Source organism: Planctomyces sp. SH-PL14 (assembly GCF_001610835.1).
Classification (GTDB): Bacteria; Planctomycetota; Planctomycetia; order Planctomycetales; family Planctomycetaceae; genus Planctomyces_A.
This window is the reverse complement of the sequence record NZ_CP011270.1, coordinates 1,456,020-1,480,408: the sequence shown is the minus strand read 5'-3', so window position 1 is coordinate 1,480,408 and position 24,389 is coordinate 1,456,020. Positions and strand designations below refer to the sequence as shown.

The 24,389-nt window shown below is 60.9% G+C and carries 20 protein-coding genes; 10 read left to right on the top strand and 10 right to left on the bottom strand.

Annotation, left to right across the window (positions count from 1 at the left end):
• Positions 1-120 precede the first annotated feature (120 nt).
• The 5 genes from istB (VT03_RS05855) to VT03_RS05840 all read right to left on the bottom strand — a co-directional run bounded on the left by istB (VT03_RS05855) (position 121) and on the right by VT03_RS05840 (position 3,502).
• On the bottom strand, positions 121-882 hold the full coding sequence (gene istB, locus VT03_RS05855; protein WP_075092120.1) for an IS21-like element helper ATPase IstB: 762 nt from the start codon (positions 880-882) through the stop codon (positions 121-123).
• Complete coding sequence (gene istA, locus VT03_RS05850) at positions 879-2,369, bottom strand: IS21 family transposase (RefSeq protein ID WP_075092119.1); 1,491 nt, start codon at positions 2,367-2,369, stop codon at positions 879-881. The genes istB (VT03_RS05855) and istA (VT03_RS05850) overlap by 4 nt, the downstream gene beginning before the upstream one ends.
• 73 nt (positions 2,370-2,442) lie before the next feature.
• Positions 2,443-2,820, bottom strand: coding sequence for a recombinase family protein (locus VT03_RS05845; protein ID WP_075092127.1), 378 nt, complete (start codon positions 2,818-2,820; stop codon positions 2,443-2,445).
• Positions 2,817-3,026 (bottom strand): hypothetical protein, encoded by a 210-nt coding sequence (locus tag VT03_RS33240; protein ID WP_156514316.1) that lies wholly within the window; start codon positions 3,024-3,026, stop codon positions 2,817-2,819. The genes VT03_RS05845 and VT03_RS33240 overlap by 4 nt, the downstream gene beginning before the upstream one ends.
• Positions 3,023-3,502: a hypothetical protein gene (locus VT03_RS05840; protein WP_075092126.1), complete on the bottom strand. Its 480-nt coding sequence runs from the start codon at positions 3,500-3,502 to the stop codon at positions 3,023-3,025. The genes VT03_RS33240 and VT03_RS05840 overlap by 4 nt, the downstream gene beginning before the upstream one ends.
• 55 nt (positions 3,503-3,557) lie before the next feature.
• Here VT03_RS05840 and VT03_RS05835 point away from each other — a divergent pair, with 55 nt between their 5' ends.
• The gene (locus VT03_RS05835; RefSeq protein WP_075092125.1) at positions 3,558-4,115 is read left to right on the top strand and encodes a hypothetical protein; all 558 of its coding nucleotides are present in this window, start codon (positions 3,558-3,560) and stop codon (positions 4,113-4,115) included.
• A gap of 310 nt (positions 4,116-4,425) precedes the next feature.
• Here VT03_RS05835 and VT03_RS05830 read toward each other — a convergent pair whose 3' ends face one another.
• Complete coding sequence (locus VT03_RS05830) at positions 4,426-5,439, bottom strand: hypothetical protein (RefSeq protein WP_156514315.1); 1,014 nt, start codon at positions 5,437-5,439, stop codon at positions 4,426-4,428.
• A 375-nt stretch (positions 5,440-5,814) separates the two neighbouring features.
• On the opposite strand from VT03_RS05830, the gene VT03_RS05825 reads away from it, so the two are divergent.
• The 3 genes from VT03_RS05825 to VT03_RS05815 all read left to right on the top strand — a co-directional run bounded on the left by VT03_RS05825 (position 5,815) and on the right by VT03_RS05815 (position 11,291).
• Positions 5,815-6,387 (top strand): sigma-70 family RNA polymerase sigma factor, encoded by a 573-nt coding sequence (locus tag VT03_RS05825; protein ID WP_075092123.1) that lies wholly within the window; start codon positions 5,815-5,817, stop codon positions 6,385-6,387.
• Between the two features lie 12 nt (positions 6,388-6,399).
• A complete protein-coding gene (locus tag VT03_RS05820; RefSeq protein ID WP_075092122.1) occupies positions 6,400-10,461 on the top strand; it encodes a serine/threonine-protein kinase in 4,062 nt (1,353 codons plus the stop codon).
• Positions 10,462-10,565: 104 nt separating this feature from the next.
• On the top strand, positions 10,566-11,291 hold the full coding sequence (locus VT03_RS05815) for a hypothetical protein (protein WP_156514314.1): 726 nt from the start codon (positions 10,566-10,568) through the stop codon (positions 11,289-11,291).
• Positions 11,292-11,682: 391 nt separating this feature from the next.
• Here VT03_RS05815 and istB (VT03_RS05810) read toward each other — a convergent pair whose 3' ends face one another.
• The gene (istB, locus tag VT03_RS05810) at positions 11,683-12,444 is read right to left on the bottom strand and encodes an IS21-like element helper ATPase IstB (RefSeq protein WP_075092120.1); all 762 of its coding nucleotides are present in this window, start codon (positions 12,442-12,444) and stop codon (positions 11,683-11,685) included.
• On the bottom strand, positions 12,441-13,931 hold the full coding sequence (gene istA / locus VT03_RS05805; protein WP_075092119.1) for an IS21 family transposase: 1,491 nt from the start codon (positions 13,929-13,931) through the stop codon (positions 12,441-12,443). Before istA (VT03_RS05805) ends, istB (VT03_RS05810) begins: the two co-directional genes overlap by 4 nt.
• Positions 13,932-13,936: 5 nt before the next feature.
• Here istA (VT03_RS05805) and VT03_RS05800 point away from each other — a divergent pair, with 5 nt between their 5' ends.
• The 5 genes from VT03_RS05800 to VT03_RS05780 all read left to right on the top strand — a co-directional run bounded on the left by VT03_RS05800 (position 13,937) and on the right by VT03_RS05780 (position 17,895).
• A complete protein-coding gene (locus tag VT03_RS05800; protein ID WP_315850211.1) occupies positions 13,937-14,341 on the top strand; it encodes an alpha-amylase family glycosyl hydrolase in 405 nt (134 codons plus the stop codon).
• 69 nt (positions 14,342-14,410) lie between these two features.
• Positions 14,411-15,454, top strand: coding sequence for a DUF3459 domain-containing protein (locus VT03_RS05795; protein ID WP_075092117.1), 1,044 nt, complete (start codon positions 14,411-14,413; stop codon positions 15,452-15,454).
• Between the two features lie 385 nt (positions 15,455-15,839).
• Entirely contained in the window at positions 15,840-16,544 is a 705-nt protein-coding gene (locus tag VT03_RS05790; RefSeq protein ID WP_075092116.1) for a response regulator, read from the top strand.
• Between the two features lie 421 nt (positions 16,545-16,965).
• Positions 16,966-17,655 carry a response regulator transcription factor gene (locus tag VT03_RS05785; RefSeq protein ID WP_075092115.1) on the top strand — a complete coding sequence of 230 codons (690 nt, stop codon included), beginning with the start codon at positions 16,966-16,968 and terminating at the stop codon, positions 17,653-17,655.
• Between the two features lie 51 nt (positions 17,656-17,706).
• Complete coding sequence (locus VT03_RS05780; RefSeq protein WP_075092114.1) at positions 17,707-17,895, top strand: hypothetical protein; 189 nt, start codon at positions 17,707-17,709, stop codon at positions 17,893-17,895.
• Between the two features lie 75 nt (positions 17,896-17,970).
• Here the strand turns inward: VT03_RS05780 and VT03_RS05775 are convergent, their stop codons facing one another.
• Positions 17,971-18,261, bottom strand: a complete 291-nt coding sequence (locus VT03_RS05775; protein WP_075092113.1) for a hypothetical protein — start codon at positions 18,259-18,261, stop codon at positions 17,971-17,973.
• 128 nt (positions 18,262-18,389) lie between these two features.
• Between VT03_RS05775 and VT03_RS05770 the strand changes: the two genes are divergently transcribed.
• A complete protein-coding gene (locus tag VT03_RS05770; RefSeq protein WP_075092112.1) occupies positions 18,390-18,935 on the top strand; it encodes a DUF1003 domain-containing protein in 546 nt (181 codons plus the stop codon).
• 1,470 nt (positions 18,936-20,405) lie between these two features.
• Here the strand turns inward: VT03_RS05770 and VT03_RS05765 are convergent.
• A complete protein-coding gene (locus VT03_RS05765) occupies positions 20,406-24,224 on the bottom strand; it encodes a PAS domain-containing protein (RefSeq protein WP_197489209.1) in 3,819 nt (1,272 codons plus the stop codon).
• Positions 24,225-24,389: the final 165 nt, after the last annotated feature.

The window sequence follows — 24,389 nt, the reverse complement described above, 5'->3', positions numbered from 1 at the left end:
AAATGGCAGCGGCGGGCGGCCGAAAATGACAGCGCTGAGGGGGTGAAGAACACCAGACGGATCGGGGCCTGAAGCTTGTATCGACCTCCGGAACGTCCGGAGTCGAGCCGGGAAAGCCGCTCAGCCGGACTTCCGCCGGCGTTTGGCGTCCTGCAGGCGGTAGCTTTCGCCCTGCGTCTCCAGGATGTGGCAGCGGTGCGTCAGACGATCGAGCGCGGCGCCCGTAAGGCGCTCGCTCCCCAGCACCTCCGTCCAGTTCTCGAACGGCAGGTTCGTCGTCACGATCAGGCTGTTCCGCTCGTACGCCGTTGCGATCACGTCGAACAGCAGCTCGGCGCCGGCCTTGCTGGCCGGGACGTAGCCCAGCTCGTCCAGGATCAAGAGGTCCAGCTTCGCCAGGTGTTGCCGCATCCGCAGAAGCTGGCGTTCTTCCTTGGCTTCCAGGAGCTGTGTGATCAGCTCCGTCACCCGGAAGAACCGCACCTTGCGGCCCTGGGCGCAGGCCGCCATTCCCAGCGCCGTCGCCAGGTGCGACTTCCCGGTCCCGGAAGGACCGACCAGCAGGATGTTCTCCCGCCGATCGAGGTACTCTCCTTTCGCCAGCAGCAACACGAGCGGCTTGTTCACGCTGGGACGGGCTGCGAAGTCGAACTCGTCCAGCAGCTTCGCCGCCGGGAACCGGGCGGCTTTGAGCCGCCGGTCCGCCGCCTTCCGTTCCCGCTCGATCAGCTCCAGCTCCGAGAGCTGCAGCAGGTACGCCAGGTGATCCGCATTGTCAGAGGCGCACCGCTGGGCGACCTTCTCACACTCCTGCTGCATCGTCGGCAGCTTGAGCTGTTTGAGGTGGTGCTTCAGCAGCACCGTGCTCTTCGTGTCGGTCATGGCGTCCCTCCTTCCAGAAGGGCCTGGTAGGAGGCGACGCAGGTCGTCTCGACCCGCACATGAGCCAGATGCGGCCGGCCGTCGAGCCGGAACAGCTCTGCAGGGCGCTCCGCCCGATGTTCAACGATCGTCCGGAGGCTGTCCGGATCGATTACATCGATGTCCAGCGCGTACTCAACCGCGGCCGACAGCTGGGCCAGAGAGAACTTCTCCAGCAGCCGCAGGACCCGGATGTACGACCGCGTTCCCGAGCGGGGATCTCCCGCCTCCAGGCGTCGCCGGAGCACCGCGAAGCACTCCGGCAGTCCCCATTGCTCCAGAGGGCGGGCGTAGTCGAGGCCGCCAGGCTTCCGCTCCAGCAGAGCCAGATAGTGAACGGGCTCAAAAAACGTCCGTTCCCGGTCCCAGCACCGCAGGTGCCGGGCCACCAGTCGGTCTTCATGGACGAGCCGGATCTCCTGGACCGTGGCGACGACCAGAAGCTTGCGGTGGGCGTACCGGACCGGAACCGAATACTCGTTGTCGTCGAACCGCACCAGGGACTGGGAGTCGACCGTTCGCTCTCCCACACGTCGAGCCTCGAACGTCTGCTTCGGGAGCGGCAGGAAGGCCGCCTGATCCTCTGGAAGCCGGTCCTGCTTGGAACTCCCTCTCCCACGGACCCGCTCCGCGAGATCCGTCCGACACCGCTCCCGCAACTGGGCGTTGAGTTCCTCCAGGGAACCGACCTGCGGAACCGGCACAAGGAAGTTCCTCCGGGCGAAGCCGATCAGGCGTTCGACATGCCCTTTCTCGTTGGGGCGGCGGACGAGGCAGAAGTGCTCCCGGAACAGGTAGTGGCTCTGCAGACGCAGGAACTCCCGGGTGAGCTTCCGCTCCCGACCCTTGAGAACCTCGATCACCGCAATGGCGGAGTTGTCGTAGCTGATCCGATACGGAACCCCTCCGAAGAACTCGAACGCCCGGCGATGTCCTTCCAGGAAGGTCTCGGTGCATTCCCGGGGAAAGGCCTGCAGGAAGATCGCTCCCGAGTAGGGGAGCGTCATCACGAACAGGGCCACCTTCCGTTCCTGGCCGTCGAGCCGGATCGTCGCCTCCCCGAAGTCGACCTGAGCCTCACCCGGTGGATGGGAGAGCGGCAGGAAGACCTCCTGGTGGGATTGCTTCCAGTCCCGGACCGCGTCTTTCACGACGGTCAGCTTACCCTGATAGCCATGCTCGTCCCGCAAACGCTCGAAGATCCGCTTGGCCGTGTGCCGCTGCTTCCTGGGCGCCGTGCGGTCCGCTTCCAGAATCTGGTGAATGACGGGGAGAAACGACTCCAGCTTGGGCTTGGGGCGAGGCTGGTTCTTCCGATACCCCGGCGGCTCCGCGTGGGCCAGGATCTTCTTGAGCGTCCGCCAGCCGAGGCTGTATTTGCGGCAGGCGGCGCGCTGGGTGAGTTGGCCGGTCAGGACCTGCTGCCGGACTTCTTTCCAGAACTCCATATCGGATCGCACTCCTAGGCACCTCGGGGACGACGGACAGGACGGAGGCTGACGCCTCCATCCTGCCGTGTTCTCAAGATGCACAACTGTGCGCTGTCAGATTCGACCGCCCCGATCCCCGCCCGCCGCTGCCATTTTGGACCGCCCTCAACACCGACTCCAGCCGTTCGAGCTCGACGTAGTCGAACAGGTTCCGCGCAGCTCGGTCGACCTTGTAGAACAACAGCCCGTCGAGGCCGGGGGCATTCTGCTTCGCGTAGCGGACCAACTCGCGAAACGCTTTCCGCTCGTCGGTCTTGCTGGCTGTCTCCGCGATCTTGAAGAACCGGACGATCTCGCCCCCATGCTGGAGGGCATAGCGGCGGAGCGCCTCCTCCTGTACCTCAAGCGAAAACCCTTCCCGTTCCTGTTCGCGACTGCTGACCCGTGCCAGTGCGACGAAACGCTTCATGCTCCAGACCCTTCACTGATCACCCGATTCAGTTTCGATACACCGAGGATCATCGCCAGGGCATCCTCGGGCTTCAACGGTTCGACGTAGTACCGTTGCCAGACTCGCAGAGTGTGGGTGATGAGCTCGGGAGTGACCCAGGCCGGAGCCGCCTGGGGAACAGAAGTCGACGGAGCGGAGCAACGAGGGGAGGGGGCGGCGCTCATGTGCCGCACTCCTGCAGCAGCAAGCGATACTCATCGAAGAAGTCGGCCCACTTGTCGGATGAGTCAATCACACCGTCGATGGCCTTCACGACATGCCTCACCAACTCGGCCCGGCGGGTGATCGGAACCCCCATTTGCTTGAAGCCCGAGACGAAGCATCCGAAGCCCTGCTTGAAAACCCGTATGGGACTGATGAGTGACCGGTCGACAGGAATCAAGTCCCCGTCGATCTTGCCAAAGACCACTTCCCCAGCTGCGACCAGCGCTGTCCACAGGTCGTGCATCGCGGCCCGGGACTGGTTCTTGGAAGCCCGGTCGACCGGCCGATCCGTGATTCGAAACTTGTCGGTACAGACGTGATGGAAGAGGTGGGAGGCATTGACCCGCAAGTCCGCTGGCGAGTCGATCCCTTTCTCCAGCAGGAAGGCCCGGCTGCACTGGGCTTCGAGGCGAAGAGCATGTTTCCGGTTCGACACCCCCGTATCGCCGGGTGATCAGCGTCTGGCGGTACAGGTCGTTGTACGAGTTCCGTTGCTCGTGGAGCTTGTCGTAGCAGATGAGACGCTGGGGACTCTTCCCGGCTGTAAACCCCGTCCTCCGGCCGGCGACCAGCTCGGTCTGCGGATGGACCGCTTTGAACCGCGTGATGAAGTGGCCCGCTTCGACCAAATGCTGAAGCTCGGCCGCCGCGACGTTGGTGACGTCGAGACAGAGATCGACGCGCGTCAAACGTTCTCGAAGAATCCTACCGCCGAGTTGCTCGACCAGTTCGCGAACGAGGTCGTAACCCTGCCAGGCCCCCTTGAGGAGACAGGTTTCGCCCGTCATCCGAACGAACAGGTTATCGGCCTGACGTTCCTCGGCGTTCCAGTCGCCCAGGCCGATCGTGATGCCCGCGTACGAGATCTGATAGGCGTAGTGAGTTCCCCGCTCTCCGCCGCGGTTGATGCCCAGCCGATGGACACGGACATCGACGCAGCCCAGCAGGCGGACGTACTCGACTGGGACGCCGGTTTCCTGGCAACGGGCCTTGACCGCGTCGAGTTCCCGAATCACGCGACTTCGGGTGATGGGATCCAAGGCGACTGAGAAAGAGCCCTCAAACCAGCCAATCCCCCGGAAACGAATGAGCCAGGACGACCAGCCAGAGGCACCTGCCCCGATGCCAGCTGACTACTCTGGGGGTAGGTGTTACTGGGGCTTCTACCAGCCGGTTCGTCCCACAGGCTCGCCGCGGCCGGTTCGGTCGCTCCTCGCTTGGACGCTCGTCGCTCCTCACCGGACGCGGCGACTCCAAAGCATTCCCCCGGTGTCGGAGCTCCAGAACTCGGTCTCTTCTTTTGTTTAGGCATCGTGGCGGGAGCGTGCTCTGCTCCCGCCACTTAGCCCGGGACAAGAATCAGCGGAAAATGTCCCAGCCTTCCATCGACAGCTCGATCTCACAGTCCCGCACATGCTTGCGGAACGTCTCGTAGTTCTTCAGGTCCACGAGGTCGTTCCCGTGTCCACGCTCCTTGGCCACGAGGTCGAACAGGTTCCACAGATCAACGGGATCGAGACATGCCTTGGGATCGCCGATGATTTCGCACCAGCCATGAGAGAGGGTGATCACTTTGGCGGCGAACTGTTCCTTAAACTTGGCTCGCCCGTTGGGCAGGTCGACAGACTCGGTCTGAGCAAGCCGGAACGCCTCGAGTTTGGCGGAACTGTTCTCTCGAAGGAGGTCTCGATAAAGCTGCTGAATGGCAGGCAACTGGACGGCGAACGGGTCGAGGCGGATCAGTTCGCAGACAGCTGCCAGGTCTCCTTCCCCGGCCTGTCGATAGAGCTTTGCCGGACATTTGCCCAGGAGCAACATCGACGGAAGCCAGACTGTGACAAAGAACTGAGCTTCGGGACGACCGACATCCTCGAGCTTTATGTCGTCATCAGCATCGAGTTCGCGAAGACCTTTCTGGAACTCCGCCCGTAGTGACACCGACGACGTCTCCAAACTGGCGAGGTCACTCGCTCCGTCCGCCATCAGGCGAGACAGGAGCGAGACCCGGTCGAGAGAATTCAGGCGGTTCCAGCGATGGAGGAACCACCGGACGCCCACCTGCAGAATGCGTAGTGAGCGAACTGACCGACCGCAGTTCCGGCGGACAAAGCGTCCGGCCTTGCCGGGGTTCAGGTAGAGCGACTCCCACTCAAGGGGTGTGAAAGTGCGAAGCTGGTGAAAGTGCCCCTCGCGCCGGATCTGGAAGAACTTGAAGTAGTCCTCGGGCCCCGGCGCCTTGCAACTTCTTCGAGGGCGTTTTGCCCATTTGTGCAATCCTTTCACGTGTGGCAGTTGAAATTGCATCCCTGGCCGTCGGTGGTCAGCCGGAATGCATGCAGTGTGCCGCCCGTGGTCGCCTGCTGCGGCTTCCATCTCCCCCCGGTCCGTTGCCTGCCGTGAGAGGGAATACTGCAGGAGACGAAGGCGTCGTGTGGCTTGGGCCGCCTCCGTCCGTCGCGTACAGGGAACCCCGGTTGCGAGCCCTATACGCGACGAACGGAGACGGCCAGACCAACAAGAAATCAGAACTTCAGCAGAACGGTACGGACGGCTTCGCCGCCGTCATGTTCAGAAAGGGGAGCCCTGCCGCTCGGGAGCAAAAACGGCCAGAGTGCTGAGGTGAGGTTCCTTGGATTCCGTGGGTCTTGGCTATTCTCGGAAAGATGAAGATTCTTCTCGGAAAGCGCGGTCTGTTCTCGTTCCCCCGTCGTCTTGAGACATATCGCCCCCTTCCATCACGATCTCCGCATGTCGCCCGATCCCTCAACAGCCGAACTCCTGGAGCCGTACCGGGCGTATCTCCGAACGCTTGCCGCCACACAGGTTTACCGTGATCTTCAGGGGAAGCTCGACCCATCCGACATCGTCCAGACGGTGTTCGTCAAAGCGTATGAGGGCTTTTCGAACGTTCGCGATCGGTCGCCCGAAGTTCTTCTGACATGGCTTCAAGCGATTCTCAAGGCGGAGCTTGTCGACGTTGTTCGCCACTTCCATCGGCAACGGCGTGACGTCACCCGGGAACGGTCACTCGTTCAAGATGTCGATCACTCGGCCGAAGCATTGAATGGACTGGCGGCGGCGTGCCAACCGTCGCCAAGCGCAATCACCGTCCGCAATGAGGAGCTCCTCCGACTCGCGAACGCCATTGATGCCTTGGACTCCGATCAGCGAACAGTGGTCATTCTCAAGCATTTGCGGCAGTGCTCGTTGGCCGAGATCTCCGTCGAGTGCCACAAGACTCCCGCAGCCGTTGCCGGCCTTCTTCGTCGCGGACTGGCGAGACTTCGCGAAATTCTGGACGATCCGCACTCCTTTCTGTGATTCGGGCTCGCCATGAATGTTCCGTCTCCATCGTCCGACAAGCCAGTTCTCGACGCCGTCCTGGCGGCGTATCTGGAAGCCCTCGAACGTGGCGAACGTCCAGACCAGGACTGCCTCCTGGGCGATCATCCCCAGTTCGCTGAGGAGCTGCGGGCCTTCTTCGCCGACTTCGACCGGATGCGTGATGCTGTTCGTCCAGCTGGTGACGTAGGTCCGGCCCAAGCCGAGACAGTCCTTGGGCCAAGATCTGCCGACCCGCAGGCTGGAATGGTCTTGGGGGGGCGGTACAAGTTGCTGGAGCGGATCGGCGAAGGGGGGATGGGCTCAGTGTGGGTTGCCGAGCAACAGCAACCGGTCAAAAGAAAGGTGGCAGTCAAACTGGTGAAGGCCGGAATGGATTCGCGGCACGTCCTGGCCCGATTTGGAGCGGAACGTCAGGCGTTGGCGATGATGGATCACCCAAACATTGCCAAGGTCTACGACGGCGGAGTGACCGACCAGGGGCATCCGTACTTCGTTATGGAGTACGTCAAGGGGATTCCGTTCACAGACTACTGCGATCAGGTCCGGCTGCCGCTCCGAGATCGGCTGGCTCTCTTCATTCCAGTCTGCCAAGCAATCCAACACGCTCACCAGAAAGGGATTGTTCACCGGGACCTCAAGCCGACGAACATTCTGGTTTGTCTGTACGACGGCAAGCCGGTCCCAAAGGTGATCGACTTCGGCCTCGCCAAGGCGCTCCACCAGCCCCTGACGGACCAGACACTCCACACGGGTCACGGCCAGATGGTCGGAACGCCGCGGTACATGAGCCCCGAGCAGGCGGAACAGAACAACCTCGATATCGACACCCGAACCGACATCTATTCGTTGGGCGTCGTCCTGTACGAACTCCTGACCGGCACGACGCCTCTGGAGCGGGACCAACTACAAAAGGCGGCCTACGACGAGGTCCTGCGGCTGATCCGGGATGTCGAAGCCCCGCGTCCCAGCCTGCGGCTGAGCGGCAGCAGGAGCCTGCCAAGTGTCGCCGCACAGCGAAACATTGACCCCAAGGCACTCCAGAGGTCGCTGTCGGGCGATCTCGACTGGATCGTAATGAAGGCCTTGGAAAAGGAGCGATCGCGGCGTTACGAGACCGCAACCGGGTTCGCCAGAGATCTCGACCGGTTCCTCAACGAAGAACCGGTCGAAGCTCGCTCGCCGACCATGGCATATCGCGCTCGGAAATTTGTGACGCGGTATCGCATGCAGGTCCTTGCGACAGCACTCGCCGCCATACTCTTGGTGTCAGGTTTAGCGGGAACGACGTTGGGGCTTTTCCGAGCTTTGAGGGCCGAGCAGGCAGCCAAAGAAGCGAACCAGAAGGCCTCCGAATCGCTTAAGCAGGCACAAATCGAGCAGGAGCAGAAGAACCGGGCGTTCAAACTTGAGGCGGATCATCGCCGAAAAGCCGAGATGGCGATGCAGGAAGAGCAGAAGCACCGTGAAATTGCAGAGCAGCTTCTGTGTCGAGACTACATTGCTCAAATGGAAGCATCCCGGGACGACAAGGAGCAACTGGCACTCTTCATCGACTTGTCCAAGCGTTCTCCGCAGGTGCGTCTACGAACATTCAAGGAACTGTTCTCTCGAGGCACGCTGGCGACGTGGTCCGCCACCCGAGCGGGAATCATCGCCTGGGTCACGGCGGGGCTGGATCGACAAGTTCGAGTAGACGCTCTGCAGTTCCTCGCTGCCGTGCAACGTGACAAAGATGCCGACCTCCGGATCCGCGCCGCGGCGTACCGCTTCGCATTGGAATTAGACTCATTCGGCCAACTTTCGCTTCTGGAGGCTCTCACCGCGACCCGAAGCCCCCAGATCGAGCCATTCGTGCAGCGGGCTCTTGGCGTGATAGAGCGAACGGATCGTTCACAGCTTTCATCTCTGGCCGAAGGATTAGTAAAGATAATCGACACCCGCGATCGACACCGCGATTGGCGCGATGCCGCAAGCGCGATCATGCGACTTCCAGAGGATATTCGTACGCACACCGTCAGAACATGCGTCGCTTCACTGAAGCCGTCCCTTTTGTCTGGCGACGCTGACGTGAGCGAAACCGCGGCCAGCGCGCTCTCCACATTCATTCCCCAAATCGAGGCGGAGGCCTGCAGGCCGATCGTAGAAGCAACACTCGTCGCTCACGCGCGCCACAAGGAGCACGATTTTGCATCGCTTCTAACGCAACTGGTTCGCTGGATGAAGCAAGAGGAAGTTGAACTATTGCAGGATCTCCTGCTCAAGCGGCTCGCAACCGCCGAGGAGATAAACTGGTACGACTTCGATGATTTATTGAGAATCGCTACCACTCGTAGGACCTCAAATGACGATCGCATTGCAGCTGCTCTGTTGGAGCAAGCTGCTAAACAAAAGGAACTTCATGTTGACAACGATGACTGTCAAGGTTTGATGGCACTCGCATTGGCACCATCACTCAAGGACTCACTGCGAAGATGGGACCTCTTGATTACCGTGTCGCGGACGGCGTGGGACGAAGCTTTCGGCGATATAGCTCTCCGTGAAATCGCTGCAGACATGAGGAAGCTCTCCACCGCTGAATTGCTCACACGATGGAACCAAATCTCTGGCTTGATGAGGAGCGAGTCCGGAGGTGTTCGTTGGGACGATGTCAAAATAGGTCTCGCCGGACGATTGACAATCGAACAATGGGAGCAGCAGTGGAGACTGGCAGTTGGCCAACTCGCATCTTCACCCAATGAGGCGAATACGGCATCGATTCTCCTAAGGGCGGCTCTCGAACGTCTACCTCACGAGAAATGCATCGATTATTGGCATAGCATTGTGCCGCTTTTGGATGTCCCGACTGAATCGCTTGCGGATGTCGTCGCTTGCGTCGAGCTTCTGGCGGAGAAACTGGAGCCGCATGAAATCGCCGAAATCACAATGTCGCAATCTGCTGCAACTGATCCACCAGTTCCAGGTGGCGGAAAGGAGGCGCCTACCGCAATCGGTGAAGACCCTGCAGCGCGGAGGGTGGAGGCGCAGTTGCGGCTACTGCGAGCCATCTCCGAAAAGCTGAAGAAGGCAACGACGGACGGACGCAAATTGTGCATCTTAATTGCGGCAGACCGTGTGCGTCGGCACTTGAAGGTACCGATGAAGACAACTTTTACGTCTGCATTAGAAGAATTGCCCAAGATTGATCATGAGCTCTCAAGTACGTGCGTAAGCGTGATCGAAGGCGCTGCAAGTCCCGGTTTGATAGTCAAGGCGATCCGGCTGTGGCTAGACACCACAGGCTCCTTGACCCCAAAGGATGCGACATGGTTCATCGACTTCGCGTCTAAAAATGCCGGCGCATTGCCAGATGACTTTGTAGTTGAGCTCGCCTTTCGGTCAAGCCTTTCGGCGCTGGCCGAACTTGATGCGGCTCTCTTCACGTCTACGGCATTCGCTGTCGTGGATCACCATGAGAATGGCCAGGCGCCTCGGATTTGGGAAGGTCTTATCCATGCACTGAGTACACATGGGTACAAGGTAAGCGAAGCCCGGCGCATGGAGCTCATCTTGGCCATAGTGGACAAGTATGATCGTCGTGACAGCCTTGGCATACTCCATTCGAATTCAATAATAAGGACCGCTTGCAAAGGAAATCAGCGGCGGGTGTGGCATTCGATTCTTGTTGGTCTGCTGGATAAGGACACACTGGAACTGCAATCCGGAGAGCTTGCCGTAAAGAGTGGCTGGAAAAAAGAGGACGTGTTTGATCATGCCGTTGATGCTATCGATGATCCACGAGACCTTGCGAAGATTCTTTGTCATCCTAAATGTGTGGGGGAACGACTCGATATCGTTCTTCGACGATTGGAGGAATTGGTTTTCTACGGCGGACAACCAGCTTTGTCGGACGATGCACTCATGCAAAGCGAGGACGGGCGTAGCGTGAGACCTGTGCGGCAGTTTCCCAATGTCTTCGCCGCGGCAAAATGGATCGAAATGAACTGGCCACAATTCGAATTCAGCAGTGATGAGTTGGTGGCGGCGCCAGTGGCCGAAGGAATTGCCGAGTAAGGGCGGAAGTCGCAGTCAGCGAAGTGGATCTCAGTAGTCGAGGTGAAGTGATGCAGACAGGCAGGTCACTAATCGCATTGGTCTCCGTCGTGCTGATGACGTCCTTGATCTACGCCGACGCGATGAACGAAGAAGTCCTAGGTAAAGCCAAGGCGAAATTTCAAATCGCGATGCAAGACTACCGCGAAGGTGCTTGCGACTGGTTCGACAAGCGGGAAGGGCTTGCCCGGGAGAGCGGGGACAAGCGCCTGGTCGATCAGCTTGACGCGGAACGAGTCGTCTTCGAAGAGAATGATACGCTTCCCGCCGCCGCGCCCAATGAGTTGAAGCGGCCGCTGAAGCAGGCGCAGACGGAGTTGGAAGGAACGTTCCGCCGGGTAATTGCCAGGTTGACACGAGCCAAAAATGACGCTGATGCAGACAGGGTTGAAAAGGAGCTCGCCGAATTCAAGGCGACCGCCACCGACCTGATGTTCGATCGTCTTCAGGTTGGGACCGTTTGGAGGGGGGTTGCGTTGCAGTTTACGCAAGGCAAGTTGACGACGCTCGAGACACGTCCAAGGCTGACAGTCCTCGAGCGAATGGGTGGAGAGTTCACAGCCCGGGCCGAGATTACCCCGGGAATCACCCGAATCGTAAAGGGCCACGTGAAGGGGCGGAGGATCTGGTGGACGAAGGAAGATGTCACCGTCGAGAAAGGCCCCGGCCGAGGAGTCGACAACTTCGGATATTTGAATGGCACAAAGATTCGACTGAGATTCGGCGGCCAGTCGGATGGAGGAGCGGTGCACTTTGGCCTGTCACTGTTTGAGTTGGTTCCTGAAAAGTAGCCAATTGCTCCCGCCGATCGGTAATAGGCAACAGGCTCTGGTTGGTCTGACAGACAGAGTTCGGATTCGCTAGATGATCGAGGTCGTCCACAGGTGGGAGCAGACGCTCACGGCATCCAGTAGCAGTTCAATTGGTGTCCTGTCACCCCGACTTTACTTACGACGACGCGAAAAGGGACTTGCAGCAGCTTTTGCAGCAACCCCATGAAAAAAAGCCCCATCGAGCTGCAACTCGATGAGGCTCCGCGAGCCTTTTGTTGAGGGCGGTTCAAAATGGCAGCGGCGGGCGGCCGAAAATGACAGCGCTGAGGGGGTGAAGAACACCAGACGGATCGGGGCCTGAAGCTTGTATCGACCTCCGGAACGTCCGGAGTCGAGCCGGGAAAGCCGCTCAGCCGGACTTCCGCCGGCGTTTGGCGTCCTGCAGGCGGTAGCTTTCGCCCTGCGTCTCCAGGATGTGGCAGCGGTGCGTCAGACGATCGAGCGCGGCGCCCGTAAGGCGCTCGCTCCCCAGCACCTCCGTCCAGTTCTCGAACGGCAGGTTCGTCGTCACGATCAGGCTGTTCCGCTCGTACGCCGTTGCGATCACGTCGAACAGCAGCTCGGCGCCGGCCTTGCTGGCCGGGACGTAGCCCAGCTCGTCCAGGATCAAGAGGTCCAGCTTCGCCAGGTGTTGCCGCATCCGCAGAAGCTGGCGTTCTTCCTTGGCTTCCAGGAGCTGTGTGATCAGCTCCGTCACCCGGAAGAACCGCACCTTGCGGCCCTGGGCGCAGGCCGCCATTCCCAGCGCCGTCGCCAGGTGCGACTTCCCGGTCCCGGAAGGACCGACCAGCAGGATGTTCTCCCGCCGATCGAGGTACTCTCCTTTCGCCAGCAGCAACACGAGCGGCTTGTTCACGCTGGGACGGGCTGCGAAGTCGAACTCGTCCAGCAGCTTCGCCGCCGGGAACCGGGCGGCTTTGAGCCGCCGGTCCGCCGCCTTCCGTTCCCGCTCGATCAGCTCCAGCTCCGAGAGCTGCAGCAGGTACGCCAGGTGATCCGCATTGTCAGAGGCGCACCGCTGGGCGACCTTCTCACACTCCTGCTGCATCGTCGGCAGCTTGAGCTGTTTGAGGTGGTGCTTCAGCAGCACCGTGCTCTTCGTGTCGGTCATGGCGTCCCTCCTTCCAGAAGGGCCTGGTAGGAGGCGACGCAGGTCGTCTCGACCCGCACATGAGCCAGATGCGGCCGGCCGTCGAGCCGGAACAGCTCTGCAGGGCGCTCCGCCCGATGTTCAACGATCGTCCGGAGGCTGTCCGGATCGATTACATCGATGTCCAGCGCGTACTCAACCGCGGCCGACAGCTGGGCCAGAGAGAACTTCTCCAGCAGCCGCAGGACCCGGATGTACGACCGCGTTCCCGAGCGGGGATCTCCCGCCTCCAGGCGTCGCCGGAGCACCGCGAAGCACTCCGGCAGTCCCCATTGCTCCAGAGGGCGGGCGTAGTCGAGGCCGCCAGGCTTCCGCTCCAGCAGAGCCAGATAGTGAACGGGCTCAAAAAACGTCCGTTCCCGGTCCCAGCACCGCAGGTGCCGGGCCACCAGTCGGTCTTCATGGACGAGCCGGATCTCCTGGACCGTGGCGACGACCAGAAGCTTGCGGTGGGCGTACCGGACCGGAACCGAATACTCGTTGTCGTCGAACCGCACCAGGGACTGGGAGTCGACCGTTCGCTCTCCCACACGTCGAGCCTCGAACGTCTGCTTCGGGAGCGGCAGGAAGGCCGCCTGATCCTCTGGAAGCCGGTCCTGCTTGGAACTCCCTCTCCCACGGACCCGCTCCGCGAGATCCGTCCGACACCGCTCCCGCAACTGGGCGTTGAGTTCCTCCAGGGAACCGACCTGCGGAACCGGCACAAGGAAGTTCCTCCGGGCGAAGCCGATCAGGCGTTCGACATGCCCTTTCTCGTTGGGGCGGCGGACGAGGCAGAAGTGCTCCCGGAACAGGTAGTGGCTCTGCAGACGCAGGAACTCCCGGGTGAGCTTCCGCTCCCGACCCTTGAGAACCTCGATCACCGCAATGGCGGAGTTGTCGTAGCTGATCCGATACGGAACCCCTCCGAAGAACTCGAACGCCCGGCGATGTCCTTCCAGGAAGGTCTCGGTGCATTCCCGGGGAAAGGCCTGCAGGAAGATCGCTCCCGAGTAGGGGAGCGTCATCACGAACAGGGCCACCTTCCGTTCCTGGCCGTCGAGCCGGATCGTCGCCTCCCCGAAGTCGACCTGAGCCTCACCCGGTGGATGGGAGAGCGGCAGGAAGACCTCCTGGTGGGATTGCTTCCAGTCCCGGACCGCGTCTTTCACGACGGTCAGCTTACCCTGATAGCCATGCTCGTCCCGCAAACGCTCGAAGATCCGCTTGGCCGTGTGCCGCTGCTTCCTGGGCGCCGTGCGGTCCGCTTCCAGAATCTGGTGAATGACGGGGAGAAACGACTCCAGCTTGGGCTTGGGGCGAGGCTGGTTCTTCCGATACCCCGGCGGCTCCGCGTGGGCCAGGATCTTCTTGAGCGTCCGCCAGCCGAGGCTGTATTTGCGGCAGGCGGCGCGCTGGGTGAGTTGGCCGGTCAGGACCTGCTGCCGGACTTCTTTCCAGAACTCCATATCGGATCGCACTCCTAGGCACCTCGGGGACGACGGACAGGACGGAGGCTGACGCCTCCATCCTGCCGTGTTCTCAAGATGCACAACTGTGCGCTGTCAGATTCGACCGCCCCGATCCCCGCCCGCCGCTGCCATTTTGGACCGCCCTCAACAATCTCGGGGTCACCCACATCGAAGTCATGCCGGTCGCCACGTTTCACGGGAGTCGAGGCTGGGGCTACGACGGGGTCTGCCTCTACGCGCCTCACGAAGCCTATGGTGGACCGCATGGTCTGAAGCGGTTCGTGAACGCCTGCCATCAACACGGTCTCGCCGTCATCCTGGACGTGGTCTACAACCACCTAGGGCCGGTTGGGAACACGTTGACCCAGTTCGGGCCATACTTCGCTGATCGGCATCACACGCCTTAGGGACAGGCGCTTAATTTCGACGGTCCTCAAAGCGGCGAGGTCCGCAACTTTTTCCTTGACAATGCGTTGATGTGGTTTCGCGACTACCACATTGATGGCCTGCGGCTGGATGCGATTCATGCCATCGTGGACCTCTCAGCGGTTCACATCCTTGAGGAACTGGCCCGGCGGACAGCTGAATGGAGTGCGCACTTGGGACGGCACCTTGTCCTGATCGCGGAAAGCGACCTGAATGACCCGCGGGTGATTCAGCCCCGCGAGGTCGGCGGTTACGGTCTCGACGCTCAGTGGTGCGACGACATGCACCACGCCCTGCACGTCACTCTCACTGGAGAACATCACAGCTACTATTCCGACTTCCACCCGATGGACGACCTCGCGCTCTCACTGCGCCGCCCGTATGTCTACGCCGGGCAGCAGTCGACCTTCCGGGGCCGAACGCATGGCCGTTCTCCTGGCGATGTCTCCGGGCGACAGTTTGTGACTTACCTGCAAAATCACGACCAATTGGGAAATCGGGGTCTGGGAGAGCGGATCGGACACTTGTCGGGATCACAGGCCGCGATGATCGGCGCCGCCCTCACGGTCTTATCACCGTATATCCCAATGCTCTTCCAGGGGGAAGAATGGGGGGCGTCATCGCCATTTCAATACTTCGTCGACTTCTCTGACGAGCCGGAACTCGCCCAGGCGGTGCGAAAGGGGCGACAGCAGGAGTTCAGTCTGCCGGCCTCGGAGGTTCCGGACCCGAACGATCTGTGGACCTTTCTCTGTTCGAAGCTCAACTGGGGCGAACGGAATGAGCCGGAACATCAGGCGCTGCTCCGGTGGTACCAGCAGCTCATCCAGCTACGGCGATCTCTGCCCGCCCTGACGTCCGGCCGTCTCGATCTGGTTGAAACCCGTAGCGAGGCTGAAGCGGGCTGGCTGGTAATGGAACGCGGCCCATTAGCGGTTCTCGTCAACTTTTCAAAAGCCTCGTGTCGAGTTCCTGGACGTTGGAAGGCGTATCGCACTCTTCTGGCTTCCGTTCATGGAACGAAGCTGAATGACGATGGGGCCGACCTGCCTCCACAGGCTGCAGTGATCATCGTTCATCGGGACGCCACTTGATCAGCCGCTGACACGATGTTGCCTCGGCTTTACCGAGCGATTGCCCCGGAGATCTCCACACGCGCGGCGGAGGTTTCTGACGAGTCTCTCGGGGGGCCGGTCGCTAGAGCCTGTTGTGGACTTTTGTCATGGCTTGGCGCTAGTTTGCGTCGTTAAAAGAGACACGGAAGGTCTGTCCCAGCGATGTCAGTGACGACGAGTGGCACGGTCTGGTAGAGCTAGTGGCCGGGTTTCCGGCACATCGAGTCCGGATGCTGAATCAATCCAGCAACAGCAGGGGACTGGGACTAGGGGAAGTCCGGGGATGGATCATCGCCCGACGCGATACTGTAAAGGTCCCTGGGTGGAACCCACGGCATTTCGCCCGCGCAGTTCAGGTGTCCTCATGAGCCTCGACAATGGATTTTCTGATGACCAGGCTCGCCGCCGGCGGATCGTCGTAATCGACGATCACGAGCTGATGAGACTCGGGGTCGCACATCTCATCCGAACCCGCGCCGAATGGGAGCTCTGTGGTGAGGCAGAGGAATGCCTGCAGGCGATTCAGCTTATTCGAGATGAGCGGCCGGATCTCGCGATTGTCGACCTTCGGCTGGCGAGAGGGGACGGTCTGGATTTGATCAAGCGCCTTCGCGACACCGTCCCCTGGTGCCGTATTCTTGTGTTCTCCGCGATGGAGGAAGAGTTGTTCGCTGAACGGGTCCTGCGGGCCGGAGCGCAAGGCTTCATCAGCAAGCAGGAGCCGCTGCCATCACTCATGGCTGCGATTGAAAAAGTGCTTGAAGGGCGGATCGCTCTGAGTCAGCGAATGACTGACCGCATTTTGGCGGGCAGGTCCGGTGGTGCAGTAGGGGCGAGGTCCCCGCTTGAACTCCTTTCCGACTGGGAAATGGAAGTATTCGAACGATTGGGCCGGGGAATGGCGGCCAAGGAGATCGCAAGCGAGCTGCATCTAAGCATCAAGACCATCGAGTACCATCGCCAGAACATCAAAGAGAAGTTGCAACTCTCCGGCAGCAGCGCAGTTGTGCGCCTCGCGACGGCCTACGTGCTTGGCCGTACCGACGACCTGCAGGCCACGGCGAACTGAAGCAGGATCTGCGGGCCGTCCAGCTGGCGGTTTGGGCGGGGCTCAGATCGTCGCCCGTAGCAGGATGGGAAACAGGCGGAGGCGCCCTGGAATCGTCCGGGCCGGTGGTCTGACCGGATCCAGTTCCAGTCCCTTCCGAGCTGGTGCCAACTCCGGCCGGCCCTCAACTGCCGTGCCTCAAGCCGCTTGAAACTTGAAATGGCCCTCCGGTTTGCCGGGGCTCAGTCGAGTGACGTTCTCGAGATGATACGACTTGAGGAGTGCCGAGCGAGCTTACGGCGGTGGACAGGAGCGGCGGCCGACGACGGCCGAGAGGAGTCGAGACTAGGCAAAACCTTGGGAAAATCTGTGCCAATGGAGTAGCTTGCACGATCGCCTACCCTAGATGCTCCATCCTCTGAGTTCGCCCGAGGCCCATCCCATGCAGTCATCCCCCGTTACCGAATGCGGGCCAACGTGCCGGATTGTGATCGTCGAGGATCACGAGCTGATGCGGCTGGGTGTCGCTCATGTGGTCCGGAATCGATCTGGCTGGGAGCTCTGCGGCGAAGCCGGGGACTGTGTTCGCGCACTTCAGCTGATTCAGGAAACACGTCCGGATCTGGCGATTGTGGACTTGCGCCTTCCCGGTGGCGACAGCATGGAGCTGATCAAGCAGATCCGTCGGGATGTCCCGTCGTGTAGTGTTCTCGTGCTCTCGGCGCAAGAAGAGAATTTGTTCGCCGAACGGGTGCTACGAGCTGGTGCTCAGGGGTTCGTGAGCAAGCAGGATCCTTTGCTGACACTCGTTGAAGCGATCCAAAAAGTACTGGAAGGGCGGATTGCCGTAAGCGCGCGGATGACCGAACGCCTCTTGGCGATACGCACCGGGCGCCCGGGTCACGATCGATCGCCACTGGAGACCCTCAGCGATCGCGAGATGGAGGTGTTCGAGTGCCTCGGGCGCGGTATGACCGTCAAGGAAATCGGTCACCAACTGCAGCTCAGCGTCAAGACGGTCGAGTATCACCGCCAGAACATCGTGGAGAAGTTGGGATTGTCGGGCAGCAAGGAGTTGACTCGGCACGCGACAATGCACGCCTTAGGTCAGGCGCCGCCGGTCTTGGCCTGAAACTCATGCGCCGGCATCCCGCGTGTAGAGCGAAGGGCATCGGAGGATGTCATGGCACGAAAAGCAGCTGCGAAACGCGAACTGATCGACACGGGAACTGACAAGCGGTACGTCCGCCGCGACGAGAATGGGCAGTTCAAGGAGAGCGACGACGTTGGCCGGTCACTCAGCCAGGATCGACAGCGGCATGCGAAAACCGTTGCGAAGAAGGGGCAGGGCGACAAAGGTGACCACGGCTGATCGCGGCTTCGAGTGCACCGCGTGCGAATTGCGGGCGTGCCGCGTGTACTTCTTGTATTCAAGGCGGCGGGAATCTCACTTCCTACGCTTCCACAAGATTGAGGCAATGTCAGCCGCTCGGTAGAGCAGTGCTGCCGTGTAGGTTTCAGACGGCTGCATTCCCGCAACGGTATATCCGAGTTCCGTGCATGCGTAGCCGGCGGCCGTTGATTCGACGAGCCGCTGCTGCACGAGCGCATCGAGATGAAGGAAGTCGACAATCCCGGTCGGCGTTGCCATTGGCGTCTCTTGTCCGCAAATCTGTTGCAGCATGTGGAGTTCTGACTTGGCGACGACGATGTCGTCCTCCGGCCGCGCCGCGACCATCTTGGCCCCTCGTTCTATTGGGTCCCTCCGGCAGGAAATAACCTAGTTGTGCGAAGGATCTGCATCCCGCGCGCCTGCCGCAGCAGAATGGAACAGCCTCTGCGGGGTGGCACTGTCGAGGTGTCACCATGATCGACAACAAGCGGGGCCAAACGTCCCCAGCGCAAAGCTGCAACACGGTAGTTCAGCGAAACATTCAGGACGTCATCCACGCTCGGAAGAAGATCGAGCGGAGAGAGTCGGCCAGCGAACGCATTGCCCGGAAAATCACAGAGCTGGCTGGCAATATGGGGTTCGCATACTTCCACTGTGCTTGGTTCGCAATCTGGATCGCCGTCAACTTGTGGGAAGGGGAGGGGGCCTTCGACCCGTTCCCTTTCGTGCTGTTGACCACCGTTGTTTCGCTGGAAGCCATCTTCCTGACGCTCATGGTCCTTGTGAGTCAGAACCGTGAGGCAAAGTTAGAGGAGCAGCGGGCCGACCTCGATCTGCAAATCGACCTACTGGCGGAATACGAAGTGACACGGCTGCTCTGTCTCGTCTCCGCAATCGCCAAGAAGCTGGAACTCGACGAGACGGAAGATGACGACATGAAGGAACTGCTGACCACCGTCCGCCCGAGAGATCTGCTCAAGGAGCTAGAGACCCTGGAAGGGCGGAAAGCCGTCTCCTGACAGGGGCGGGGTGTGGTGGGACAGCTTGCACGACAATTGTCGGATAGCTGCAGGAAGAGTGCTGCGGGCAGCGCGGGACCGGTTCGCCGCCAATTGCGCTGGAAGCTGTGGACGAAAAGTCATTCTCACGGCGGGGACGAAAGCGGCCTCTGAGAACGCCGGCTCAAAGATCGCTCACCGAAGAACCGAATTCGTTTCGGCGGATTCGCCCGAGGTGGGGTCGGAGTGCGCGCCGATCCCGCCTCTCTTCATTTGCCTTGAGACTGTGCCATGATTGCGGGACGATGGAACCGTCCTCCTCGGTCCTCGGGCAACCACGGCGTGTTTGTACTCTCCAGATCTTTGGGACAAAGCGTTGTCATTGACGAGACCCTCACACTTGTGGTCGCGTCGATTGGCGAGGTCGAATCGACGTTGATCCGCGTTGACGAGTCTGGTTTGCACGGTGTCGAATTCACCATCAGACAGGGTTGCATGACCGATGTGGCGCCAGGGGTTGGGGCGACCCTGACCCCGTTTGAACGAGGAAAGCTCCGCATCGGTTTCGTCACGAGCGGCGGTCATATCGTCCGCGCATCTTTGTCGCAGTTGCGTTCATCATCGAAGCGCACAAGCCCGCCGGGCCCGACCGGGAGCAACTGAGTATTTGACGATGCAACCGCTGCCGGACGCTTGAGCGCGGAGCAGCCACTCCGTGCTCGCGTCCGGCCAGCGTGTCTCAAGGTCTCAAGCATACGTCCTGGCCCAGCGAACGGGCGGAAGAAATGTCCCGGCGACGTCCCTCCTCCAAGCTGCCGGACCTGGGGTGTCACCGCCGGGACAGGATACACCAGTTGCAAAGAAGACGCTCAGACGAGTGCTACGTCCGGGCGTCCGCCCCCCACAACACGAAGAAAGTAAAATTGGGGTGGGAGCAAGTGCGACCCAGGTTTTCCCGGGTTTTCGTTGTCTTCGTTCGAAGCGTTTTCCGTTCGTGAGTCGAGTCGCCGATATCACTTGTACGGCTGAGAGAGAAGGGACGGTGGGTAGGTTGGCCCCGGCCTGCCGTCCCTTCTTCACCGGGACGTTTCGTGCGCTACATGTCCTGGTCAGGTGCGAGCCATCCAGTCAGCGATTACGATCGCGGGGGATGCCCTTTTTGACACACGAAAACCTGGCTTACCTCGCCCGCGCTACTAGGCGATGGCTCTACGGTGAACTTCGCAGCGCGGCTCCGACCACCAAGGAAGAGTGGTGGGGAATGATCGGCGATCGCACCAGTCGGGCTGCTTGGCTGTTCGTCTTCGGCCTAGCATCGCGCGGTTGCGATCGTTGCGACTCCCACCCGTCATCGTAACCTGCTAGTACCTTGCCAATTCGCGAATCGAAGCAAGGTGAAAGGTTTTGGGAGCGGTATGGTGATCGCTCCACACTGGCCATCCGCGAACTGTCACATCAGCGGTCAGCGGCGAGTCCCAGAGACAGGAATGGCTAGACAGTTCTGTTTGCCATGCTTGCCAGCAGCCTTTCTAAAGCGGCCGGCTCAACGGGCTTAACCATGTGCGAATCGAATCCTGCCTCACTCGACTTGCGTCGGTCTTCCTCCTGGCCCCAACCCGTCAACGCAACCAGAACTATCGACTTGCCCCAAGCCTGCAGCCGAATTTGCTTGGCCGTTTCATAGCCGTTCAGTCGAGGCATACCGATATCCAGGAGGATGAGGTCTGGCCGGTACGTCGCCGCCACATCTAACGCTTCCACTCCATCGTGGGCCGTTTTTGTCTCATTACCCATGAGCTTGAGCATCATCGCCAAACTCGTCGCAGCGTCTTTGTTGTCGTCCACCACCAATATCTTGCGGCGACTCGACGGAAGAGCGTGTTCCTCGTCGCCGTCTGTCGGCATCGCCACCGACAGAACGACCGGCAGGCGGACCGTGAACTCGCTGCCCGCCCCGTGGCCGCCGCTCTCGACAGCGACGCTGCCGCCGTGCATTTCGACCAACTTTTTGACAATCGAGAGCCCGATCCCAAGGCCGCCCTGGCTGCGCTCCAGGCTGCGGTCCACCTGCGCAAACATTTCGAACACTCTGGGGAGCATGTTCGCGGGGATACCCACACCGTTGTCCCGGACCGAGACTGCGACTTCGCCCACCTGCCGCTGTACGGACAATTCGACTCGTCCGCCCTGCTCAGTGTACTTCGCAGCGTTGTTCAAAAGGTTCGAGAACACCTGGGCGAGCCGGGTGATATCGGCGTCCACATAGACCGGTCCGGGTGGCAACGAGATGGTCAGGTGGTGGCCATTCGTCTCGATCTGCGGTCGGCTGGTCTCCACGGCCTGTTGCACGGCCCTCGCCAAGTCAATTCGTTCTCTCCGCAACTCAATCTTGCCCCGGCTGACTCGGCTCAGGTCCAGCAGGTCGTCGACGAGATGCACCATCTGCGACAGCTGCCGCTCCATCATTCCGCGGGCCTTCTCGACCATCTCCCGGTCACCGTTCGAAAGCCGCATAACCTCAAGGCCATTGCGGATGGGGGCCAGCGGATTCCGCAGTTCGTGGGCCAGCGTCGCCAGGAACTCATCCTTCCGTCGGTCGGCGTCCTTCAGCGCCTCCTCGGCCCTCTTCCGCTGGGTCACGTCCTCGTGGGCCACGACCACCCGCACCGGCCCCGGCGACTTGAACTGGGTCGCCCGCATGACGAACCACCGCTCCTCGGTTGGCGAGTGGCACGGGTATTCGAACTCGAAGTAAGGCACCCGCCCCGCCAACACGTCCTTGAGGCCCGTCACCATACCAACATCGACGCACTTGACCGAGTTTGGCTCGCACGCCTCGATGTAATTGGCCCCGACCCCGTAGTTGTGGCCGTCATACCGGTTCTCATCGGCGAACCGCCGCCAAGCGTCGTTTACAGCCAGGATCACGCCGCTCTCATCCAACACGGCAATGTGGCTGGAGAGGGCGTCGAGAGAGGAGTGTAGGAACTCATGGGCCTCGGCCAGCTCCCGCTGGGCCCGCTTTCGAGAGGTGATGTCCGTAAACAGGACGGCCACGCGGTGAGCTCCGGGAGCCCCGACCCGGAAGGCGTAGACCTCGAACCAGCGGTTCAGCCCGGTATACTCATTAGCGAAGCGGATCGGCTCGCCGGTGAGGGCCACCCGGCCGTAGTTTTCGAGCCAGTGATTCTCGATGGTCGGCACGAACTCCAACATGCGCCGCCCGACAACGCCACGCATCCCGGCCTGGGCCTCGAACGCTGGATTCACTTCGATGAATCGGTAGTCGACGGCCAAGCCGCTCTCTGGCGGATCGAAGATCACCTCGATGATGCAGTACCCCTCATCCATCGAACTGAACAGAGTGCGATACCGTTCCTCCCCAGCCCTCAGCGCCTCGTCGGCCCGCATCCGACCACTCACGTCGCGGAAGTAGACCGAGATGCCGTCGTCGGCGGGGTAGACGTGGACCTCGTACCACCGGTCGTGGTCCGGATAGAAGGAAGTGACCGATTCCGTGACTCGCGCAGCCATGACGCGCCGGTAGGCTGGCCCGAACTCGCTCTCAACCAAACCGGGATACTCATCCCACAGGCCGCGCCCTAAGAGTTCGCCCGGTGTCCGGCCAAGCAGAGTCTCGGCCTGCCGGTTGACGTAAGTGAACCGCCAGTCGCGGTCCACGGCGAAGAAGGCGTCGGTAATCGACTGCAAGACCGTCCGGTAGCGGTCCTCACTTCGCCGCAGCGACTCGTGGGCCTTTTGAATGGCCGTGATGTCAGCCCCGGTCGTGATGAAGTAGTCCCCGACAGGGACAGTGGTGAACCGGAAGTGCCGGTCGAGGGCCGGAAAGTAGTCCTCATAGGCGTGTGGGATGCCCTCGGCCATGACCTTTTCGACGACCGCCCGGTAGTGCTCGGTGCTGCCAGGACCGAAGATCTCATCCGTCGTCCGACCCCGGATTGCATCGAGCGACTTGCCCCACGTCCGGAGGGCGGGTGGGTTTGCGTCCACCAGGCGCCACGTTGTAATCCGCCCACGTTCGTCTCGCTCAACCTTCCAGTAGTGGACCTCCTCGGCCATATTGTCGAACAGGGTGCGGTACTGTCGCTCGCTGTCGCGGAGGGCCCCTTCGATTGCCTTCTTCCCTGTGATGTCCTCCACCACCGAGATCAGGTACTTCGGCTCGCCCGCGGGAGTACGGGCGAGGGCGACAGTCAAGTTGATCCAGACCGTCCGGCGATCCTTGTGGAAATAACGCTTCTCCATCGAATAGGTCGCGATCTCCCCGGCCACAAGGCGGCGGAGTTGGGCCAAGTCGGCACCTACGTCCTCAGGGTGGGTGATGTCCTGGAAGGTGAGTCGGAGCAACTCGTCGGGGGCGTAGCCTACGATGTCGCAAAGCTTCTTGTTGACCCGCAGCCAGCGGCCGTCCGTTCCCACATGGGCGATTCCAACCGCCGCTTGGTCGAACGTAGCCCGAAACCTCTCTTCCGACTCTTCCAAGACGGCCCGCGTCTTCAACTCCTCGGTCACATCGATGGCTACCCCGCCCACCATTAGTGGTTGTCCGGCAGTAGTGGGAATTGGAAACTTGCTGACAAGTGAGTGGTGGACCAACCCGTCGTCATGCTCCAGCGTTTCGATCGTCCGTACGCCGGACACACCCGCCAAAGCCTGTTGGTCGTTCTCGCGGAACTGGCTTGCGGTCTCGAACGGGAAGACCTCCGCATCCGTCTTCCCGTAGAGGTCCGCCCGCGGTGTGCCAAAAGCTTTGACCGCGGCGTCGTTGGCGAAGACGTAACGCCCGTCCGCGTCCTTGACCCACGCCAGCCCTGGTAGGTGCTGCATGAATCGGGCAAATCGTTCCTCACTCGCTCGAAGGGCGTCCTCGGCCCGCTTCTGCCTGGTGATGTCCAGCGACATGCCTGCCAGGAGGACACGCCCGTCACCTCCCAAGAAAGGATATTTGAAGGATAGGTAGTGGTGAGGTCCGTCTTCTTGCGTGGCCGCCTCTACGACCTCGATGGGCGCACCGGCGGCCAAAACGCGTTGATCGTTCGCCCGATACTGCTCGGCCTCGGCCACCGGGAACAGGTCGAAGTCCGTCTTGCCCACCCATGCGGACAGCGGGCGGTTAAACGCCCGCTCCATCACGGGGTTCACGAACAGATAGCGTCCGTCTCTGTCCTTCATGTAGGCGGCGGCCGGGCTGCGGCTCATGAACAGGCGAAACTGTTCCTCGCTCTCCCGCCCCTGGGTAAGAAAGTCCGCCGTTACACGTTGCTGACCGACTTGACGAGAATCGCTCATCGCCATCCGTCCCCGTCTTCAAGAGCTACGCACAATCCTGCTGCGTTCTGGGAAGGGACGCTCCCTCGGATGCCAGTTGTGGTGGGCAGATTGTCAGTCGCAAACGGACGATTTTACCGGGATCAATGCTTGAGAGCGATGCTGTGACCCTCCTGTCAACAACGC

What these genes read in the sequence shown, in the direction of transcription:
- istB (WP_075092120.1), bottom strand. Translation starts at nt 882, where the DNA reads ATGACCGACACGAAGAGCACGGTGCTGCTGAAGCACCACCTCAAACAG.
- istA (WP_075092119.1), bottom strand. Translation starts at nt 2,369, where the DNA reads ATGGAGTTCTGGAAAGAAGTCCGGCAGCAGGTCCTGACCGGCCAACTC.
- VT03_RS05845 (WP_075092127.1), bottom strand. Translation starts at nt 2,820, where the DNA reads ATGAAGCGTTTCGTCGCACTGGCACGGGTCAGCAGTCGCGAACAGGAA.
- VT03_RS33240 (WP_156514316.1), bottom strand. Translation starts at nt 3,026, where the DNA reads ATGAGCGCCGCCCCCTCCCCTCGTTGCTCCGCTCCGTCGACTTCTGTT.
- VT03_RS05830 (WP_156514315.1), bottom strand. Translation starts at nt 5,439, where the DNA reads ATGGAAGCCGCAGCAGGCGACCACGGGCGGCACACTGCATGCATTCCG.
- VT03_RS05825 (WP_075092123.1), top strand. Translation starts at nt 5,815, where the DNA reads ATGTCGCCCGATCCCTCAACAGCCGAACTCCTGGAGCCGTACCGGGCG.
- VT03_RS05820 (WP_075092122.1), top strand. Translation starts at nt 6,400, where the DNA reads ATGAATGTTCCGTCTCCATCGTCCGACAAGCCAGTTCTCGACGCCGTC.
- istB (WP_075092120.1), bottom strand. Translation starts at nt 12,444, where the DNA reads ATGACCGACACGAAGAGCACGGTGCTGCTGAAGCACCACCTCAAACAG.
- istA (WP_075092119.1), bottom strand. Translation starts at nt 13,931, where the DNA reads ATGGAGTTCTGGAAAGAAGTCCGGCAGCAGGTCCTGACCGGCCAACTC.
- VT03_RS05795 (WP_075092117.1), top strand. Translation starts at nt 14,411, where the DNA reads ATGTGGTTTCGCGACTACCACATTGATGGCCTGCGGCTGGATGCGATT.
- VT03_RS05790 (WP_075092116.1), top strand. Translation starts at nt 15,840, where the DNA reads ATGAGCCTCGACAATGGATTTTCTGATGACCAGGCTCGCCGCCGGCGG.
- VT03_RS05785 (WP_075092115.1), top strand. Translation starts at nt 16,966, where the DNA reads ATGCAGTCATCCCCCGTTACCGAATGCGGGCCAACGTGCCGGATTGTG.
- VT03_RS05780 (WP_075092114.1), top strand. Translation starts at nt 17,707, where the DNA reads ATGGCACGAAAAGCAGCTGCGAAACGCGAACTGATCGACACGGGAACT.
- VT03_RS05775 (WP_075092113.1), bottom strand. Translation starts at nt 18,261, where the DNA reads ATGGTCGCGGCGCGGCCGGAGGACGACATCGTCGTCGCCAAGTCAGAA.
- VT03_RS05770 (WP_075092112.1), top strand. Translation starts at nt 18,390, where the DNA reads ATGATCGACAACAAGCGGGGCCAAACGTCCCCAGCGCAAAGCTGCAAC.
- VT03_RS05765 (WP_197489209.1), bottom strand. Translation starts at nt 24,224, where the DNA reads ATGAGCGATTCTCGTCAAGTCGGTCAGCAACGTGTAACGGCGGACTTT.